The sequence below is a fragment of the Microbacterium sp. NPDC091382 genome, from assembly GCF_044757025.1.
In the GTDB taxonomy this organism is placed as follows: domain Bacteria; phylum Actinomycetota; class Actinomycetes; order Actinomycetales; family Microbacteriaceae; genus Microbacterium.
In genome coordinates, this window is sequence record NZ_JBIVUD010000002.1 from 450,834 (window position 1) to 466,682 (window position 15,849).

Consider the following 15,849-nt stretch of genomic DNA (forward strand, 5'->3'; position numbering starts at 1 on the left):
GCGTCCGTCCCGCGCCGTCCCTCCCGCCCCGTCCCTCCCGCGGAGATCCGCCTTCGCGAGGACGGATCGCAGGCGCACGGCCCGCGGGAGGCGGGATCTCCGCTCGTGCATCGGTGGCCCGAGGTCCAGGACCGCTTCCTGCGCGCTCTGGCCCAGGGCCTGCACCTCGCATGAGCACCAGCCGTGCCGCGGAGATCTGCGTTCGCGCGGAAGTCATCTCCCGCCATCGGCCGAGGGAACACCAAGTCCGCGCGAACGCGGGTGACGCGCCCCGGGTCAGCTGCGCGCGATCCGCGCGAGGACGCCGTGGACGAACGAGCCGGAGTCGTCGGTCGAGAACTCCTTGGCGAGCTCGACCGCCTCGTCGATCGCGACCGCGGTCGGCACCTGGTCGTTGTGAAGGATCTCCCACACGCCGATCCGCAGGATGGCGCGGTCGACCGCCGGCATCCGCTCGAGCTTCCAATCACGCGCGTGCGTGACGATCTGCTCGTCGATCTCGCTCTGCGCGTCGATGACGCCGTCGACGATCTCGCGGGCGTACAGCCACGAGGCCTCACGCGCAGGCTCGTTCGCCGCGCGCTTGGCCTCGGCGGCGAGGGTGACACCGAGTTCGTCGCCGCGGATGTCGGCCTGGTAGAGGATGTCGAGGGCGCGCTTGCGCGCCTTGCTCCGAGCGCTCATCGGGCGGTCAGTTCACGCGGCCGAGGTAGTCCCCGGTGCGCGTGTCGACCTTGACCTTGGTGCCCTGTTCGACGAACAGCGGAACCTGGATCTCGTAACCGGTCTCGAGGGTGGCGGACTTCGTGCCGGCCGACGAGCGGTCGCCCTGCAGACCCGGCTCGGTGTACGTGATCTCGAGGACGACCGAAGCCGGCATCTCGACGTAGAGCGGGTTGCCGTTGTTCAGCGCGATCTGCACCTGCTGGTTCTCGAGCAGGTAGTTGGCCGCGTCACCGACGACGGTGGCCGAGACGTTGAGCTGGTCGTAGTCGGCGACGTCCATGAAGACGTAGCTGTCGCCGTCGTTGTAGAGGTAAGTGAAGTCGCGGCGGTCGACGTTCTCGATCTCGATCTTCGCGCCCGCGTTGTAGGTGCGGTCGACGACCTTGCCCGAGACGACGTTCTTGAGCTTGGTGCGGACGAAGGCGCCACCCTTGCCGGGCTTCACGTGCTGGAACTCGACGACGTTCCAGAGCTGTCCGTCGATGGACAGGACGACGCCGTTCTTGATGTCTGCAGTGGATGCCATGAGAGTGCGATTTTCCGTTCGATGAGTTCGGGGCCGGAGCGGCCGACGATCGATTCTACGGGATGCCGCGACCTCCGCCCCGGGAACCGGTCAGCCGGCGAGCTTCGAGATCAGCTCGCGAGTCGCCTCGGCGTAGCCGGCGACCCCCCGGCCGACGACGTGGACGACGGCGACATCCGCGACATAAGAGTGGTGACGGAAGGGCTCCCGCGCCATCACATCGGAGATGTGGACCTCCGCGACGGGCAGCGCAACCCCCGAGAGGGCGTCGCGGAGCACGACGGAGGTGTGCGTGAGCCCGCCCGGGTTGATGACGATGCCGGCGCAGTCGGCACGCGCCGCGTGGATCGCGTCGATCAGGACGCCCTCGTGGTTGCTCTGCACCGCGCGGACCTCGTAGCCGTACTCGGCCGCGGCCCGCGCGACGAGAGTCTCGACGTCTGCGAGGGTCTCGTGGCCGTAGACATCGGGCTCACGGATGCCGAGGAGGTTCAGATTCGGTCCGTTGACGAGCAGCAGGCGGCGGGGGGTCGACACGTGACGACCCTACTGGGACGGGCGGTGCATCTGGATCTCGCGCCCGACGTCGGTGTCCAGCGCGAGCCCCGTGGCGATGAAGCCGAGCCGGCGGTAGGCCGCCTGGGCGCGGGCGTTGTCGATGTGGACGTCGAGGGTCAGCCCGTCCGCTCCGACGGCCTGGGCCCACACGGATGCCGCCGCCACGAGCTCGTCGAGGACGCCTCGCCCGCGGTGGTCGGCGTCGACGAAGACGCCCACGAGTTCAGCCCGCGGGGCGGCGACAGGACGTCCGAGCGCGTCGGTCGCACCGGCGTCCCGCACGAGCACCGTCGCGGATCCGACCCACCGCTCCCCGGCGATCGACACGAATTGCGCCGCGTTCTGGCCGAGAGCCGCGTCCGCGACTCGGGACTGCCAGTGCGCATCATCGCGGGCCAGCTCCTGCTCGCGCGTGGTCAGGAACGCGATGGACGCCGCAGGATCGCTGACCGCCCGGATCCGGAGCTCGCGGACCTCGCGCCACTCGTGCACGCGGACTCGGCGGACCGCGGCATCCGTCACCCGGCGATCTCCTGGTACGCCGCGAACAGCAGCGACTCGTCCGGGGCCTGCATCACGGTGGGCTTGCCGATCGCGTCGAGCACGATGAAGCGGAGCATGCCGGCGCGGGACTTCTTGTCGCGCTGCATGACGCCGAGGAGATGCTGCCAGCCGTCCATCCGGTAGCTCGTGGGAAGGCCAAGGAGGTCGAAGATGCGACGGTGGCGCGCGACGTCCTCGTCGGACAGGCGCCCCGCCAGGCGGGACAGCTCGGCGACGTACATCATGCCGATCGAGATGGCGGCGCCGTGACGCCAGCGGTACCGCTCGGCGTGCTCGATCGCGTGTCCGAGGGTGTGTCCGTAGTTGAGCACTTCGCGCAGGCCGGCCTCGCGGAAATCCTCGCTGACGACGCGCGCCTTCATCTCGATCGCGAGTTCGATGCAGCGGCGGAACTCCTCGGTCGAGGGGTCGACGGCGGCCTCGGGGTCGCGCTCGACGATGTCGAGGATCTCGGGGAACCAGATGAAACCGGCCTTCAGGACCTCGGCGAAGCCGGCGACCGTCTCGTTGCGCGGCAGCGTGTCGAGCACGTCGAGATCGCAGATGACCGAGCGCGGCGCCCAGAAGGCGCCCACGAGGTTCTTGCCCTCAGCGGTGTTCACCCCGGTCTTGCCGCCGATCGCGGCATCCACCATTCCGAGGACCGTCGTGGGGATCTGCACGACCTGCACGCCGCGCAGCCAGGATGCCGCCACGAAACCTGCGAGATCGGTGACGGCGCCGCCACCGAAACCGATGACGGCGTCGGTTCGGGTGAAGTCGGCCTGTCCCATGACCTGCCAGCAGAACGCCGCGACCTCGATGCGCTTGCCGTCCTCGGCGTCCGGGACCTCGGCGGTGAGCACCTCGAGAGACCCGTCGGCGAGCAGGAGTTCGCGGAGGTCGGCCGCCTTCGCACCCAGTCGCGGGGTGTGGACGATCAGCACCTTCTTGACCGTCGGCGCGAAGTGGTCGCGGACGCCGGCGAGCAGGCCGCGGCCGACGTGGATGTCGTACGGCGAGTCGCCGGTGACGCTGATGGTGGTGTGGGTCATGGGGTGACTCCCGAGGTGTCGGCGGCGGGCGCTGCCCAGTCCGCGATGGCGGTCACGATGTTCTCGAGCGGCCCCGACGAGGTGTCGAAGGTCGCGTCGGCGATGGCCTCGTAGACGGGCCGCCGTTCGGCGTAGATGCGCTCCCAACGCTCGATCGGCGTCTCACCGTCGCCGGACAGCAGCGGACGGGATGCCGCTTCGCCCAGCCGCCGGGCGACGACGCGCGGGGCGACGGTCAGCAGGGCCACCCGGTGGGAGCGCAGTCGCTCCCGGGTGGTCTCGTCGAGCACGGCGCCGCCTCCCAGCGAGACGACGCCGCCGGACTGCAGGGCTTCCGCGACCGCATCGCGTTCGAGAGCCCGGAAATGCGGCTCCCCCTGCGTCGCGAACAGATCCGCGATCGGTCCGTGCGCGCGAACGATGATGGCATCCGTGTCGTGGAAGGTGCGCCCGAGTCGTTTCGCGACTCGTTTGCCGACGCTCGTCTTTCCGGCCCCCATGGGACCGATGAGCACGATCGCCCGCGGATCAGGCGAGGTCATGCGCGAGGAGAGCCGCCTCCGACGCGGGGGTCGTCTTCAGCGTCTCGGGGATCGCCGCAAGGTAGGTCTCGAGGTTGCGACGGGTCTCGCGGATGCTGTCGCCGCCGAACTTCTCGAGCACGGCGTCGGCCAGCACGATGGCGACCATCGCCTCAGCGACGACGCCCGCCGCGGGGACGGCGCAGACGTCGGACCGCTGGTGGTGCGCCGCGGCGGTCTCCCCCGTGGCGACATCGACGGTGCGCAGGGCGTGTGGGACGGTGGCGATCGGCTTCATCCCGGCGCGGACGCGGAGGACGGTTCCCGTCGACATCCCGCCTTCGGTTCCTCCGGCACGGTCGGAGGCCCGCGAGATGCCGTCCTCGGTCGCGAACAGCTCGTCGTGGGCGGCCGAGCCGCGACGACGCGTGGTCTCGAAGCCGTCGCCCACCTCGACGCCCTTGATGGCCTGGATGCTCATGAGTGCCTGGGCGAGCTTGCCGTCGAGGCGGCGGTCCCAGTGCACGTGCGATCCGAGACCCGGGGGCAGGCCGTAGGCGAGGACCTCGACGATCCCGCCGAGGGTGTCGCCGTCCTTCTTGGCGGCATCCACTTCGGCGACCATGCGCTCGGAGGTGGCGGCATCGAAGCAACGGAGCGGATCGGCGTCGAGCGCGTCGACATCATCCGGCCCCGGAAGCTCTGCACCGTCGGGCACCTGGACCGGACCGATCGACAGCGTGTGGCTGACGAGACGGATGCCGAGTTCCGACAGGAAGCTCCGGGCGATCGCGCCGAGGGCGACGCGCGCCGCGGTCTCGCGTGCGCTCGCGCGCTCGAGGATCGGACGGGCCTCGTCGAAGTCGTACTTCTGCATGCCGACGAGGTCGGCGTGGCCGGGACGGGGACGCGTGAGGGCGGCGCCGCGGCCGCGGGAGCGTTCGCTCAGCTCCGTGGGTTCGGGGTTCATGACCTCGATCCACTTCGGCCACTCCGTGTTGCCGATGCGCAGGGCGATCGGGCTGCCGAGCGACAGACCGTGACGGACGCCGCCCGAGAGGTTCAGCTCGTCCTCTTCGAACTTCATCCGCGAGCCGCGGCCGTAGCCGAGCTTGCGGCGGGCGAGGTCGGCGCGGATGGCGTCGAGCGAGACGGGGACGCCGGAGGGCAGACCCTCCATGATGGCGACGAGTTCGGGGCCGTGGGATTCGCCGGCGGTGAGCACGCGGAGCATTGGTCTAGTCTCCCATGAGCGCGCGGCGCATGACGGACACGACCTCAGCCTCGCGGGGCAGCGGATCGTCCACCCCGCCGCTGGCGAACGCGCGGATCTGCAGCACGGCCTGGTGCAGCAGCATCCCCTCTCCCCCACGTGCGGACGCTCCGGCGCGCGCCCACGCCCGCGACAGATCGGTCGGCCAGTGCCCGTACACGACGTCCATGAGGGGGCCGCCGGTCGCGGCGAGACCGTCGGCCACCGCGTCGTCGATCGAGACGCCTCCTGGGAGGGTGGCTATCGTCACATCGACCGCCCGCCGCGCGGGCTCGACCAGGGGCACCGCCGTGACCGCTACGCCGAGGCGCTCGCCGAGCCCGACGAGCGGCGCCGCGGCGTCCGGACGACGTGCGGAGATCTCGACGTCTCGCACCCCGAGCTCCGACAGCGCGACGAGAGCAGCGGATGCCGTCGCCCCGGCGCCCACGATGCGCGCGCGATCGACCGTCGGGACCCCCTGTTCTCGCACAGCCGCGACGACGCCACCGACGTCCGTGTTGAACGCCCGCCACCCGTCGGTCGTCCTCACGAGCGTGTTGGCCGCGCCGGTCAGGATCGCGCGCGCATCCCTGTCGTCGCTCACGGCGAAGGCGGCGTGCTTCAACGGCATCGTCAGCGACAGCCCGCGGTGCGAGGCATCCAGTCCCGCCAGCTCCGCGAGGAAGGAACCCTCGTCGACCCGGCGCCGGCCGTACGTCCAGTCCCATCCGAGCAGCGCGTACGCTGCCCTGTGCATGGCGGGCGAGCGGCTGTGTCCGATCGGATCGCCCCAGACCTCCAGGGCGACACCGGTCATCAGGAGCAGCCCCCGTCGGGATTGTCACGGCACCACTGCTGGTACTGCGTCACGGCCTTCTCGTGTTCGGCGAACGTGGCGGAGAAGACGGTCTCGCCCGTCTGGAGGTTCACGGTGACGAAGTACTGCCAGGGGCCGTCCGCCGGTTCGAGCGCGGCCTTCATCGCCAGCTCGCCGGGGTTCGCGATCGGAGTGACCGGGAGTCCCTTCTTCTTGTAGGTGTTCCAGCCGTTGTCGTCCTCGAGCTCCTCGGCTCGCGAGCTGGCGCCGCCTTCGCGGTCCTGGAAGGGGTACTGCGCGGTCGAGTCCATCTGCAGCAGCCCGTTCGTGTCGCTGATGGCGGGGTCGAGGCGGTTCTCGATGACGCGCGACACCTTGTAGAAGTCGTCCGCGCTCCGCGCCTCCTTCTCGATGATCGAGGCGACGGTGAGGATCCGTTCCCGCTGATCGGCGGGGACGCCGACCTTGTCGAGGGCCTGAACCGTCCGGTCGACCATCCGCTGGATGACGTCCTTCGCCGTGACGTCGGGGTCGAAGGTGTACGTGGCCGGGAACAGCCACCCCTCCAGACTCTCGGCCTTCACCCCGTAGACGCTCGGATCCTCGACGGCAGCCTCGACGTCCTTCAGCGGCAGGCCGATCCCTTCCGCGATGCGCGGAACCGACTGGGCGACGGTCAAGCCCTCGCGCAGCTGAGCGGTGTACTCCTGCCTGTTCTCCGGATCGAGCAGAGCCTGGTAGGCGGCCTCGGACGTCATCTTCTTCTGCAGGGAGTAGACCCCCGGCTTGAGTGCGCTCGTGTCCTCCGCGCTGTCGATCAGGTACGAGTAGAAAGCCCCGGAGGTCTTCGTCACCCCGGCGTCGAAAAGGGTTCGCGAGATGTCGGCGCCGGTCTGACCCGAGAGCACGGTGACGCTCGCCTCGCCTTCGGCCATCCCCGCCTCGAAGTCCTTCGGCTCCTCCCAGCCCATCACCTTCCGGATCTGGTCCTCGTACGTGTTCCAGACGGCGACACCACCCCCGACCAGACCGCCGATGATCACGAGGACGATGGCGAACACGCCCCAGGCCGCCACCCGGCTCTTGCGGCGATCCTTGTCATGCCGTTTCGAGGAACTCGACGGAGCCCTCAGCCCGTTCTCCTCGAACAGCGCGTCGATCGGTGCGGTCGTCGATGCGATCGACCTCTCCGGCGTGCGCGGCCGTGGAGCGGGCGCGGATGCCGCGGGCACGGCAGCAGCCGGCCGACCCACTCCGTCTTCGCCGGGCACCGACGTCTGAGCGTCGGAGGCGTCCGGGGCGACACCGCGCTGGGCTTCGCGCGCTGCTCGACGGGACGACGGGGCCTCGGAGCGCACGCCGCCGAGCTGGTCTCCGCGGAAGTCGTCGGGGCGGTCGCCGGGCGACGGGGTCTCGGGCATCGGTGGACTCCTGCGTCTCCTACAGCACTGCGCCGGCCGGGTTACCGGTGCTCTTCTCGACGTCGATCGCCTGCTGGAGGAGGACGACCGCGGCGATCTGGTCAACGATCCTACGAGATGACTTCTGCGATCGCCCGTTCTGACGCAGCACGGCGTTGGCCGAGACGGTGCTCAGACGCTCGTCGACCAGGCGGATGGGTACCTCGACCGCGGCGCCGAGCTCGGTCGCGAACTCCCGGGCATCCGCCGTCGACGCGGTCTCCGATCCGCCCAGACTGATGGGCAGCCCGACGAGGATCTCGATCGGCTCGTACTCGCGGGCGAGCTCGAGAATACGCGCGACAGAGGTGTCCGCCCGCGGGACGGTCTCGACCGGGACCGCGAGCATCCCGTCGGGGTCGCATCGCGCGACTCCGACGCGGGCTCGCCCGACGTCGATGCCGAGACGGACCCCGCGACGGAAACCGCTCACGCGGTCGCACCCTCCAGCGCCGCGACGATGCCGCTCAGCGCAGCCGGCAGGGACGCGGCATCCGTCCCGCCGCCTTGGGCGACGTCGTCGCGACCGCCGCCGCCGCCGCCGAGGACACCCGCAGCGGTCTTCGCGAGAACACCCGCCTTGGCGCCTGCCGCGCGCGCCGCCTCGTTCGTTGCGACGATGACGACCGGGCGACCGCCGGCCTCGCCGGCGAGAGCGACGACGGCGGCATCGGAGCCGAGACGCTCCCGCACCTGAAGCGCCAGGGTGCGGAGATCGTCGGCCGAACCGACGGCCCCGACCGACTGCGCGACGACCCGGTGGGCACCGGCGGTGACGGCGGATGCCGCCAGGGCCGGCACACGCTCACCGAGCGCCTTCGCCTCGAACTGCGCGATCTTCTTCTCGGCGGCCTTCAAGCTGGCCTGCAGCTCGGCGATGCGGGCCGGCAGCTGGTCACGCGGGATCTTCAGGCCCGATGTGAGCTGCGAGACGATCGCCCGCTCGGCCGCGAGCTCCCGGAATGCGTCCTGCCCGACGAGCGCTTCGACACGTCGGTTGGAGGCCCCCACCGAGGACTCGCCCACGAGATTGATGAGGCCGACCTGTGCGCTCGAGGCCACGTGGGTTCCGGCGCAGAGCTCGCGTGACCAAGGACCGCCGATGTCGACCATCCGGACCGTGTCGCCGTACTTCTCGCCGAACAGGGCCATTGCGCCCGCGGCCTTCGCGTCGTCGAGAGACATGACGCGGGTCGTGACCTCGAGGTCGTCCCGGACGGCGTTGTTGGCGATCTCCTCGATCTCGCTCCGTGTCTCCGGTGAGAGCGCCTGCCCCCACGAGAAGTCGAACCGGAGGTATCCGGCGCGGTTCAGCGAGCCCGCCTGCGTCGCGCTCTTGCCGAGCGTGTCGCGCAGTGCCGCATGAACGAGGTGGGTCGCGGAGTGCGCCTGAGCGGCCGCGCGGCGGTTGGCGGCATCCACCACCGTCGTCGCGGCGTGACCGACGGCGACCTCACCCGTGGTCACCTCGACGGTGTGGCTGATGAGGCCGGGGACGGGCTTCTGCACATCGAGGACCTCGAGCTCGTATCCCGGACCGACGATGACGCCCTTGTCGGCGACCTGCCCGCCGGACTCCGCGTAGAGCGCCGTCTCCGCCGTGATGACCTCGGCGATCTGCCCCTGCGAAGCGCGGTCGGCCGGGGCACCGTCGACGAGGATGCCGAGGATCCGGGATTCCGTCTCGAGATCGGTGTATCCCGTGAAGACGGTCTCACCCAGGGCGCGGAAATCGCGGTAGACGCTCGTGTCGGCCAGCTGCCGCTTGCGGGAGCGGGCATCGGCCTTCGCGCGGTCGCGCTGCTCCTTCATGAGGGTGTCGAAACCGGCTCGGTCGACCGAGAGACCCGCCTCCTCGGCGATCTCGAGCGTGAGATCGATGGGGAAGCCGTAGGTGTCGTGCAGCAGGAAGGCCTGCGACCCGCTCAGCGAGGTCGCCTGCGTCGACTTCGCCGACTCGATCGAGGTGTCGAGGATCTCGGAGCCGCTGGCGAGCGTTCGGAGGAACGTCGCCTCCTCGGCCAGCGCGTACTGCGACAGGCGAGCGTAGTCCGTCTCGACGACCGGGTAGGACTCCTTCATCGCGTCGCGTGAGACCGCGAAGAGCTCGGCGAACGTCGGTCCCTCCACGCCGAGCAGACGCATGGAGCGGATCGCGCGGCGCATGAGGCGGCGCAGGATGTAGCCACGACCGTCGTTCGCCGGTGTCACTCCGTCGGAGAGGAGCATGAGGGAGGACCGGACGTGGTCGGCCACGACGCGGAAGCGGACGTCGTCGTCGTGGTTCTCGCCGTACCGCCTGCCCGACAGCTCGACGGCCTTGTCGAGGACGGGACGGACCTGGTCCGTCTCGTACATGTTGTCGACGCCCTGCTTGATGAATGCGACGCGCTCGAGACCCATGCCGGTGTCGATGTTCTGGGCGGGGAGGTCCCCGATGATGTCGAACTCGTACTTCGAGCGCACGTTCGTGATCTCGTACTGCATGAACACGAGGTTCCAGATCTCGACGTAGCGATCATCGTCGGTCGCAGGGCCGCCGTCGACGCCGTATTCGGGACCGCGATCGAAGAAGATCTCGGAGCAGGGACCCGCCGGACCGGGCAGGCCCGTCGTCCAGTAGTTCGTGTCCTTGCCCAGCCGCTGGATGCGCTCCTCGGGAAGGGTCGAGTGCTCGAGCCAGAGCCGGATCGCCTCGTCGTCCTCCTCGTAGACCGTCACCCAGAGGTCCTTCGGGTCGAAGCCGAGACCGCCGTCCTCGTCCGGCGTGGTCAGAAGCTCCCACGCGTAGCGGATGGCGTCCTTCTTGAAGTAGTCGCCGAAAGACCAGTTGCCGAGCATCTGGAAGAACGTTCCGTGCCGCGGCGTCTTGCCGACCTCTTCGATGTCGTTGGTGCGGATGCACTTCTGGTTGTCGGCCGCCCGCTTGTAGGGCGCGGGGACATCGCCGGAAAGGTACGGGATGAAGGGGACCATGCCGGCGACGGTGAACAGCAGCGCCGGGTCGTCGCTGACGAGGGATGCCGAGGGCACGATCGTGTGCCCGCGCTTCTCGAAGTAGTCCAGGTAGCGCCGGGCGATCTCAGCGGTCTTCATCGTGTGTCCTCAAACTGCATGCGGGATCGGTCGCGTCCGAGAGGCCGCGACCGGGAGATGGTGTGTGGTCAGTCGCCCTGCGGGGCGGACGCGGCATCCGTGGCGTCCGCGACGATGCCCTCGATCTTCGCTTCCTGGGTCCGGTAGGCATCGGCCATCCGGTCGGTGAATTCGGAGATGCGGAGGTCGACCTCGGCGAGGAGCTCCTGTCCTCGAGGATCCTTGTTGATCAGGTGCGCGGCGATGAAACCGCCGGCGATGCCCATCAGGAACCAGAGGACTTTCTTCATGGGGTCCATGTTAGGTGCAAAGCAGAAGGGGCGCCGGGAGAACCCGACGCCCCTTCCGACCGTGCGAACGGTCGAGCCCCGCTCAGCGCGCGGCGTAGTTGAACTGTTGTCTGCTCCGCAGAGGTACTACGCCTCGCTCAGCGCGCGGCGTAGTACTCGACGACGAGCTGGACTTCACAGGTCACCGGAACCTCGGCGCGCTTGGGGCGACGCTCGAGACGGGCCTGGAGCTTGTCGAGCTCGACCGACAGGTAGCCGGGAACGGGGGGCAGGACCTCGGCGTGACCGCCGGCGGCTGCGACCTGGAACGGCTCGAGAGCCTCGCTCTTGGCCTTGACGTGGATCGTCTGGCCCGGCTTCACGCGGAAGGACGGGCGGTCCACAAGCTGGCCGTCGACGAGGATGTGACGGTGCACGACGAGCTGACGCGCCTGTGCCGTCGTGCGGGCGAAGCCCGAACGGAGCACGAGCGAGTCGAGACGCATCTCGAGGAGCTCGACGAGGTTCTCACCGGTCAGACCCTCCGTGCGACGGGCCTCGTTGAACGTGTTGCGCATCTGCTTCTCGCGGATGCCGTACTGCTCGCGCAGACGCTGCTTCTCGCGAAGACGGACGGCGTAGTCGCTGTCCTGCTTGCGCTTGGTGCGGCCGTGCTCACCGGGAGCGTAGGGACGCTTCTCGAGGTAGCGGGCGGCCTTGGGGGTCAGTGCGACGCCGAGGGCGCGCGAGAGGCGCACCTTGCGGCGGTCCTGGGACTTCGTTGCCACGAAATCTTCCTTCCATGACGTGGCCATGTCTTTCACGGCTCACGGGCGTATCGCCTTCTCTCGCCCTTGCGGACTGCACGCCGGGGCACGCCGAAAGGTGGGAAAGAGAGAAGAGGATGCCCGAAAACACGGTTTCGAGCCGATTAAGCCTAGCAGACGGGTCGGATCACCCCTGGCCGCGCGCCAGATCCAGCGCACCGGGCGGGTAGAAGGGGAACGCATCCGGGTCGAGGTCGTGGATCCGGTACCAGCCGACCGAAGTGTCGCCGTCGAGCACCTGGATGCGCTCGTCGTCGCCCAGCGTGTCGAGCTCCGGACTGCGCACCGCGAAGACATACGCGATCTCGTGTCCGGACCGCCCCTCGTTGTCGAAGATGTTCTCGACGACGCCGAGCAGTCGGGCGTCGGACACCGTCGCTCCAAGTTCCTCGGCGAGCTCGCGTCGAACGGCCGCCTCCGCCGTCTCCCCCGGCTCGACGCCGCCACCGGGGGCTCGAAGGAAGGATGCGCGTTCGGGCGTCGCCCGATACTCCTCTCCCAGGACGGCTCCGTCCCGCAGGACGATCGCCACGGCGATGACGCGGATGCGGGGGCGCGTCGTGATCTCCGAGGCATACGACCGCAAGGCCCGGTTGTAGAGCGGGATCTCGTCGGACAGCGCCTCGAGCGCGGTCCGAAGGGCACGCACGGCTTTGTCGTCGTCGTAGAGCGCGAGGGCTTGGAATCCCGCCGCGGCCGTGGCCAGCGGATCAGTCGGCGAGATGTCCTTCAGAACGGCGATCGCTCCCGAGGCGTCCCCGACGTTCCGAAGCGAGCTCGCCAATTGGATCTTCGCCTGGGTCTCGTACGGAGGAGCGAGTTCGGCGGCCAGCGCAGCCCGGTACAGCGGTATCGCGGCTGCCTCCTGGCCGAGGTAGTCCTCGACCGAGGCACGCTCGAACAGCGCCCGCGGGTCGTGTTCGGGAACCTCCGACAGCACGTCCTCCATGGCGGCTCGCAGCGCCTCTGGCTTGTTGTCGTCGGCCCGTGCCCAGACCTCGTCGATCCGCCGCCGCCAGTCCACGTCCGCCCCCTCGACGTCACTCACCGAGGATCTTCCTGATCTTCTCGAGACGGGCTGAGATGTCGCGTTCCACGCCGCGAGCGGTCGGCTCGTAGTAGCGGCGACCGCGGAGCTCGTCGGGCAGGTACTGCTGCGTCGCGACGCCGACCTCCAGATCGTGCGGATACACATAGCCCTTGCCGTGGCCGAGGCGCTTCGCCCCGGCGTAGTGCGCGTCGCGCAGGTGCACCGGGACGCGCCCGAAACCGCCGGCTCGCACATCCGCGATCGCGGCGTTGATGGCGCTGTAGGCGGCGTTGGACTTCGCCGTCGTCGCCAGGTACGCCGTGGCCTCCGCGAGCGGGATGCGTCCCTCCGGCATCCCGATGAAGGCCACCGCGTCGGCGGCCGCGACCGCGATCTGGAGGGCCTGCGGGTCGGCCAGCCCGATGTCCTCGGCGGCCGAGATGACGAGACGTCGCGCGATGAACCGCGGGTCCTCTCCGGCTTCGATCATCCGGGCGAGGTAGTGCATCGCGGCATCCGGGTCGGACCCTCGAATCGACTTGATGAAAGCGCTGATGACGTCGTAGTGCTCATCGCCCTGCCGGTCGTACCGAAGGAGCGCACGGTCGACGGCCTGTGCGACGTGCTCTGCCGTGATGACCGCCCGCTCAGCCGGGGCATCCTCGTCGCCCTCCGACGACTCAGCGGGCTCGGCCATCGACGCCGCAGCCTCCAACGAGGTCAACGCACGACGCGCGTCACCGGACGCGAGATGGACGAGCGCGGCCCGCGCCTCGTCCGACAGCTCGACGGCGCCGGCGAGGCCACGGGCATCGGTCACGGCGCGATCGATGAGCATCCCGAGGTCCGCGTCGGTGAGCGGCTGCAGCGTCAGCAGGAGCGACCGGGAGAGCAGGGGCGAGATCACGGAGAACGACGGGTTCTCAGTCGTCGCGGCGATGAGGATGACCCATCCGTTCTCGACACCCGGCAGCAGGGCATCCTGCTGCGCCTTGGTGAAGCGGTGGATCTCGTCGAGGAAGAGGATCGTGGAGGCACCGTACAGGTCGCGCTGCGTCATCGCCTCCTGCATGACCTCACGGACGTCCTTGACGCCGGCGGTGACGGCGGAAAGCTCGACGAATCGACGACCGGAGGTCCGCGCGATCGCCTGCGCCAGGGTCGTCTTGCCCGTCCCCGGCGGCCCCCACAGGATGACGGACACCGCGCCGGTGGTCGCGCGCCCCGGGTCGGCGAGGGCGACGAGCGGTGAGCCCGGCCGCAACAGGTGGGTCTGACCGGCGACCTCATCGAGCGATGCCGGGCGCATCCTCACGGCCAGAGGCGTCGCTCCACGGAAAAGCGCGTCACTCTGTGCCATCCCTCCAGGCTAATCGCCCCCACCGACGTCGCGCCGCCGGCTCGGATACCGGGTTTGCCGCACGCGCGGGGCCCGAATAATCTGCAGGAGGCTGCGCTCACGCCAGCCTCGACGGGAGGTTCGCCGTGGCGACGGGCAAGGACAGGACACGCGCGACCGCGCAGGGTCGCGAGCGCGCACGTCTCTACGAGGCGCGTCGGCGTTTCCACGCGTCCGTCATCCAGCGTCGACGTCGCGACAACGTGATCGCCGGCATCGCCGGCGGCGTGCTTCTGCTCGCGGTGCTGGGCGGACAGGTCGCCTTCTACACCCTCGGTCCCGGCGCTCCCGAGCCCGCGCCGTCTCCGTCCCCGTCTCAGAGCCCGGACACGACTCCCGCTCCCTCCCTCGCGCCGTCGGATTCGCCGACTCCCACTCCGACTCCGTGACCGACGCGTACTAGGCTGAGTCACCAATCCGACCCCCATGCGGCGCATGCCGCCGACGAGGTGACCCCCGTGAGTTCCGCCACCCCCGAATCCGCCGAGACCCAGCCGTGGGGCCGTGTCGATGACGACGGCACCGTCTCCGTCCGAGAGGGCGATCAGTGGCGTGTCGTCGGTCAGTATCCCGACGGCACCCCAGAAGAGGCACTCGCCTACTTCGAGCGCAAGTACGCCGACCTCGCCTCCGAGGTCACGCTCCTCGAAGTACGCCACCGCCGCGGCGGTGCGTCGGCGTCCGATCTGCGCAGCACCGCCCGCACCATCCGCGAGCGACTCGACGGCGCGGCCGCCGTCGGTGACCTCGCCTCGCTCGACGCCCGCGTGACGGCGCTCGAGGGGGCGCTGTCCGAGGCGAGTGCGGAAGAGGCGCAGGCCCAGCGTGCTGCCGTCGACGCCGCTGTCGCCGAGCGGGAGGGCATCGTCGCCGAGATCGAGGCGATCGCCGCGAAGGATCCGCGGTCGATCCAGTGGAAGCAGACGACGGCGGATGTCGCGGCGCTCTTCGCCCGCTGGCAGGAGCACCAGAGCACCGGCCCCCGCCTGCCCAAGGCGGTCGGTCAGCAACTGTGGAAGCGATTCCGCGATGCCCGTGCCGTCGTCGACAAGCATCGCCGCGAGTTCTACTCGAGCCTCGACGAACAGCACAAGAGCGCCCGCGATGCGAAGACGCGCCTCGTCGAACGCGCGGAAGCCCTCGCCCCGCAGGGAGAGGACGGCATTCCCGCCTACCGCACGCTTCTCGATCAGTGGAAGAACGCCGGCCGTGCCGGCAAGAAGGCCGATGACGCGCTGTGGGCTCGGTTCAAGGCCGCGGGAGATGTCCTCTACGGCGCACGCATCGAGCGTGAGAACGCTGATGTCGAGGCTTCCAAGGAGAAGATCGAGGCCAAGCGCGCTCTCCTCGACGAAGCCGCCGGTGTATCGAAGGAGAAGGACAACGCCAAGGCCCGTGCCCTCCTCACGGGCATCCAGCGTCGGTGGGACGAGATCGGTCGGGTCTTCCCGCGCGACACCGAGCGCGGACTCGACGATCAGCTCCGCAAGGTCGAGACGGCGCTGAAGTCGCGCGAGGACGAGGACTGGAAGCGCAACAATCCCGAGACCAAGGCGCGTCAGAGCGACATGGCGAGTCAGCTGCAGGACGCGATCTCGAAGCTCGAGGACGAGCTGGCTGCTGCCGAGGCCACGAAGGACAAGGCCGCCATCGCCAAGGCGAAGGACGCGCTCGAGGCCCGCAAGGGCTGGCTGCGCGCCCTCGGCGGCTGAGAGGGCTCATTCGCTGAGAGCGGGGCACTCCTCCCGGGGTGCCCCGCTCTCGGCG

17 protein-coding genes are annotated in these 15,849 nt (G+C 69.6%); 2 read left to right on the top strand and 15 right to left on the bottom strand.

Annotated elements, in window-relative coordinates; all coding sequences use genetic code 11:
* Nucleotides 1-276: 276 nt before the first annotated feature.
* The 15 genes from nusB to ACIQLK_RS09715 all read right to left on the bottom strand — a co-directional run bounded on the left by nusB (nt 277) and on the right by ACIQLK_RS09715 (nt 14,043).
* Nucleotides 277-684, bottom strand: a complete 408-nt coding sequence (nusB, locus tag ACIQLK_RS09645; RefSeq protein WP_400364513.1) for a transcription antitermination factor NusB — start codon at nt 682-684, stop codon at nt 277-279.
* A gap of 7 nt (nt 685-691) precedes the next feature.
* Nucleotides 692-1,252 carry an elongation factor P gene (gene efp / locus ACIQLK_RS09650; RefSeq protein WP_065570560.1) on the bottom strand — a complete coding sequence of 187 codons (561 nt, stop codon included), beginning with the start codon at nt 1,250-1,252 and terminating at the stop codon, nt 692-694.
* A 90-nt stretch (nt 1,253-1,342) separates the two neighbouring features.
* Complete coding sequence (locus tag ACIQLK_RS09655) at nt 1,343-1,789, bottom strand: type II 3-dehydroquinate dehydratase (RefSeq protein ID WP_400364515.1); 447 nt, start codon at nt 1,787-1,789, stop codon at nt 1,343-1,345.
* 9 nt (nt 1,790-1,798) lie between these two features.
* Nucleotides 1,799-2,332 carry a GNAT family N-acetyltransferase gene (locus tag ACIQLK_RS09660; protein ID WP_400364517.1) on the bottom strand — a complete coding sequence of 178 codons (534 nt, stop codon included), beginning with the start codon at nt 2,330-2,332 and terminating at the stop codon, nt 1,799-1,801.
* Complete coding sequence (gene aroB, locus ACIQLK_RS09665; protein ID WP_400364518.1) at nt 2,329-3,408, bottom strand: 3-dehydroquinate synthase; 1,080 nt, start codon at nt 3,406-3,408, stop codon at nt 2,329-2,331. Before aroB ends, ACIQLK_RS09660 begins: the two co-directional genes overlap by 4 nt.
* Nucleotides 3,405-3,950: a shikimate kinase gene (locus ACIQLK_RS09670; protein ID WP_400364520.1), complete on the bottom strand. Its 546-nt coding sequence runs from the start codon at nt 3,948-3,950 to the stop codon at nt 3,405-3,407. Before ACIQLK_RS09670 ends, aroB begins: the two co-directional genes overlap by 4 nt.
* A complete protein-coding gene (aroC, locus tag ACIQLK_RS09675; protein WP_400364521.1) occupies nt 3,937-5,163 on the bottom strand; it encodes a chorismate synthase in 1,227 nt (408 codons plus the stop codon). The genes ACIQLK_RS09670 and aroC overlap by 14 nt, the downstream gene beginning before the upstream one ends.
* A 4-nt stretch (nt 5,164-5,167) precedes the next feature.
* Nucleotides 5,168-6,001 carry a shikimate dehydrogenase family protein gene (locus ACIQLK_RS09680; protein WP_400364522.1) on the bottom strand — a complete coding sequence of 278 codons (834 nt, stop codon included), beginning with the start codon at nt 5,999-6,001 and terminating at the stop codon, nt 5,168-5,170.
* A complete protein-coding gene (gene mltG, locus ACIQLK_RS09685; protein WP_400364523.1) occupies nt 6,001-7,422 on the bottom strand; it encodes an endolytic transglycosylase MltG in 1,422 nt (473 codons plus the stop codon). The genes ACIQLK_RS09680 and mltG overlap by 1 nt, the downstream gene beginning before the upstream one ends.
* 19 nt (nt 7,423-7,441) lie before the next feature.
* Entirely contained in the window at nt 7,442-7,894 is a 453-nt protein-coding gene (ruvX, locus tag ACIQLK_RS09690; protein ID WP_400364525.1) for a Holliday junction resolvase RuvX, read from the bottom strand.
* A complete protein-coding gene (gene alaS, locus ACIQLK_RS09695) occupies nt 7,891-10,557 on the bottom strand; it encodes an alanine--tRNA ligase (RefSeq protein WP_400364527.1) in 2,667 nt (888 codons plus the stop codon). Before alaS ends, ruvX begins: the two co-directional genes overlap by 4 nt.
* A 68-nt stretch (nt 10,558-10,625) precedes the next feature.
* Complete coding sequence (locus ACIQLK_RS09700; RefSeq protein ID WP_400364528.1) at nt 10,626-10,847, bottom strand: ATPase; 222 nt, start codon at nt 10,845-10,847, stop codon at nt 10,626-10,628.
* A gap of 137 nt (nt 10,848-10,984) precedes the next feature.
* Nucleotides 10,985-11,641, bottom strand: coding sequence for a 30S ribosomal protein S4 (rpsD, locus tag ACIQLK_RS09705; protein WP_018186731.1), 657 nt, complete (start codon nt 11,639-11,641; stop codon nt 10,985-10,987).
* A 139-nt stretch (nt 11,642-11,780) separates the two neighbouring features.
* A complete protein-coding gene (locus ACIQLK_RS09710; RefSeq protein WP_400364529.1) occupies nt 11,781-12,701 on the bottom strand; it encodes a tetratricopeptide repeat protein in 921 nt (306 codons plus the stop codon).
* The gene (locus ACIQLK_RS09715; RefSeq protein ID WP_400364530.1) at nt 12,694-14,043 is read right to left on the bottom strand and encodes a replication-associated recombination protein A; all 1,350 of its coding nucleotides are present in this window, start codon (nt 14,041-14,043) and stop codon (nt 12,694-12,696) included. The genes ACIQLK_RS09710 and ACIQLK_RS09715 overlap by 8 nt, the downstream gene beginning before the upstream one ends.
* Nucleotides 14,044-14,168: 125 nt before the next feature.
* Here ACIQLK_RS09715 and ACIQLK_RS09720 point away from each other — a divergent pair, with 125 nt between their 5' ends.
* Both ACIQLK_RS09720 and ACIQLK_RS09725 read left to right on the top strand, forming a co-directional pair.
* The gene (locus tag ACIQLK_RS09720; RefSeq protein WP_400364532.1) at nt 14,169-14,471 is read left to right on the top strand and encodes a dioxygenase; all 303 of its coding nucleotides are present in this window, start codon (nt 14,169-14,171) and stop codon (nt 14,469-14,471) included.
* A 69-nt stretch (nt 14,472-14,540) separates the two neighbouring features.
* Entirely contained in the window at nt 14,541-15,794 is a 1,254-nt protein-coding gene (locus ACIQLK_RS09725) for a DUF349 domain-containing protein (RefSeq protein ID WP_400364534.1), read from the top strand.
* Nucleotides 15,795-15,849: the final 55 nt, after the last annotated feature.

Bases quoted from the DNA above. Each gene is read 5' to 3' on its own strand.
- nusB (WP_400364513.1), bottom strand. From the start codon at position 684: ATGAGCGCTCGGAGCAAGGCGCGCAAGCGCGCCCTCGACATCCTCTAC.
- ACIQLK_RS09700 (WP_400364528.1), bottom strand. From the start codon at position 10,847: ATGAAGAAAGTCCTCTGGTTCCTGATGGGCATCGCCGGCGGTTTCATC.
- aroC (WP_400364521.1), bottom strand. From the start codon at position 5,163: ATGCTCCGCGTGCTCACCGCCGGCGAATCCCACGGCCCCGAACTCGTC.
- ACIQLK_RS09670 (WP_400364520.1), bottom strand. From the start codon at position 3,950: ATGACCTCGCCTGATCCGCGGGCGATCGTGCTCATCGGTCCCATGGGG.
- mltG (WP_400364523.1), bottom strand. From the start codon at position 7,422: ATGCCCGAGACCCCGTCGCCCGGCGACCGCCCCGACGACTTCCGCGGA.
- ACIQLK_RS09680 (WP_400364522.1), bottom strand. From the start codon at position 6,001: ATGACCGGTGTCGCCCTGGAGGTCTGGGGCGATCCGATCGGACACAGC.
- efp (WP_065570560.1), bottom strand. From the start codon at position 1,252: ATGGCATCCACTGCAGACATCAAGAACGGCGTCGTCCTGTCCATCGAC.
- ACIQLK_RS09715 (WP_400364530.1), bottom strand. From the start codon at position 14,043: ATGGCACAGAGTGACGCGCTTTTCCGTGGAGCGACGCCTCTGGCCGTG.
- rpsD (WP_018186731.1), bottom strand. From the start codon at position 11,641: ATGGCCACGTCATGGAAGGAAGATTTCGTGGCAACGAAGTCCCAGGAC.
- aroB (WP_400364518.1), bottom strand. From the start codon at position 3,408: ATGACCCACACCACCATCAGCGTCACCGGCGACTCGCCGTACGACATC.
- alaS (WP_400364527.1), bottom strand. From the start codon at position 10,557: ATGAAGACCGCTGAGATCGCCCGGCGCTACCTGGACTACTTCGAGAAG.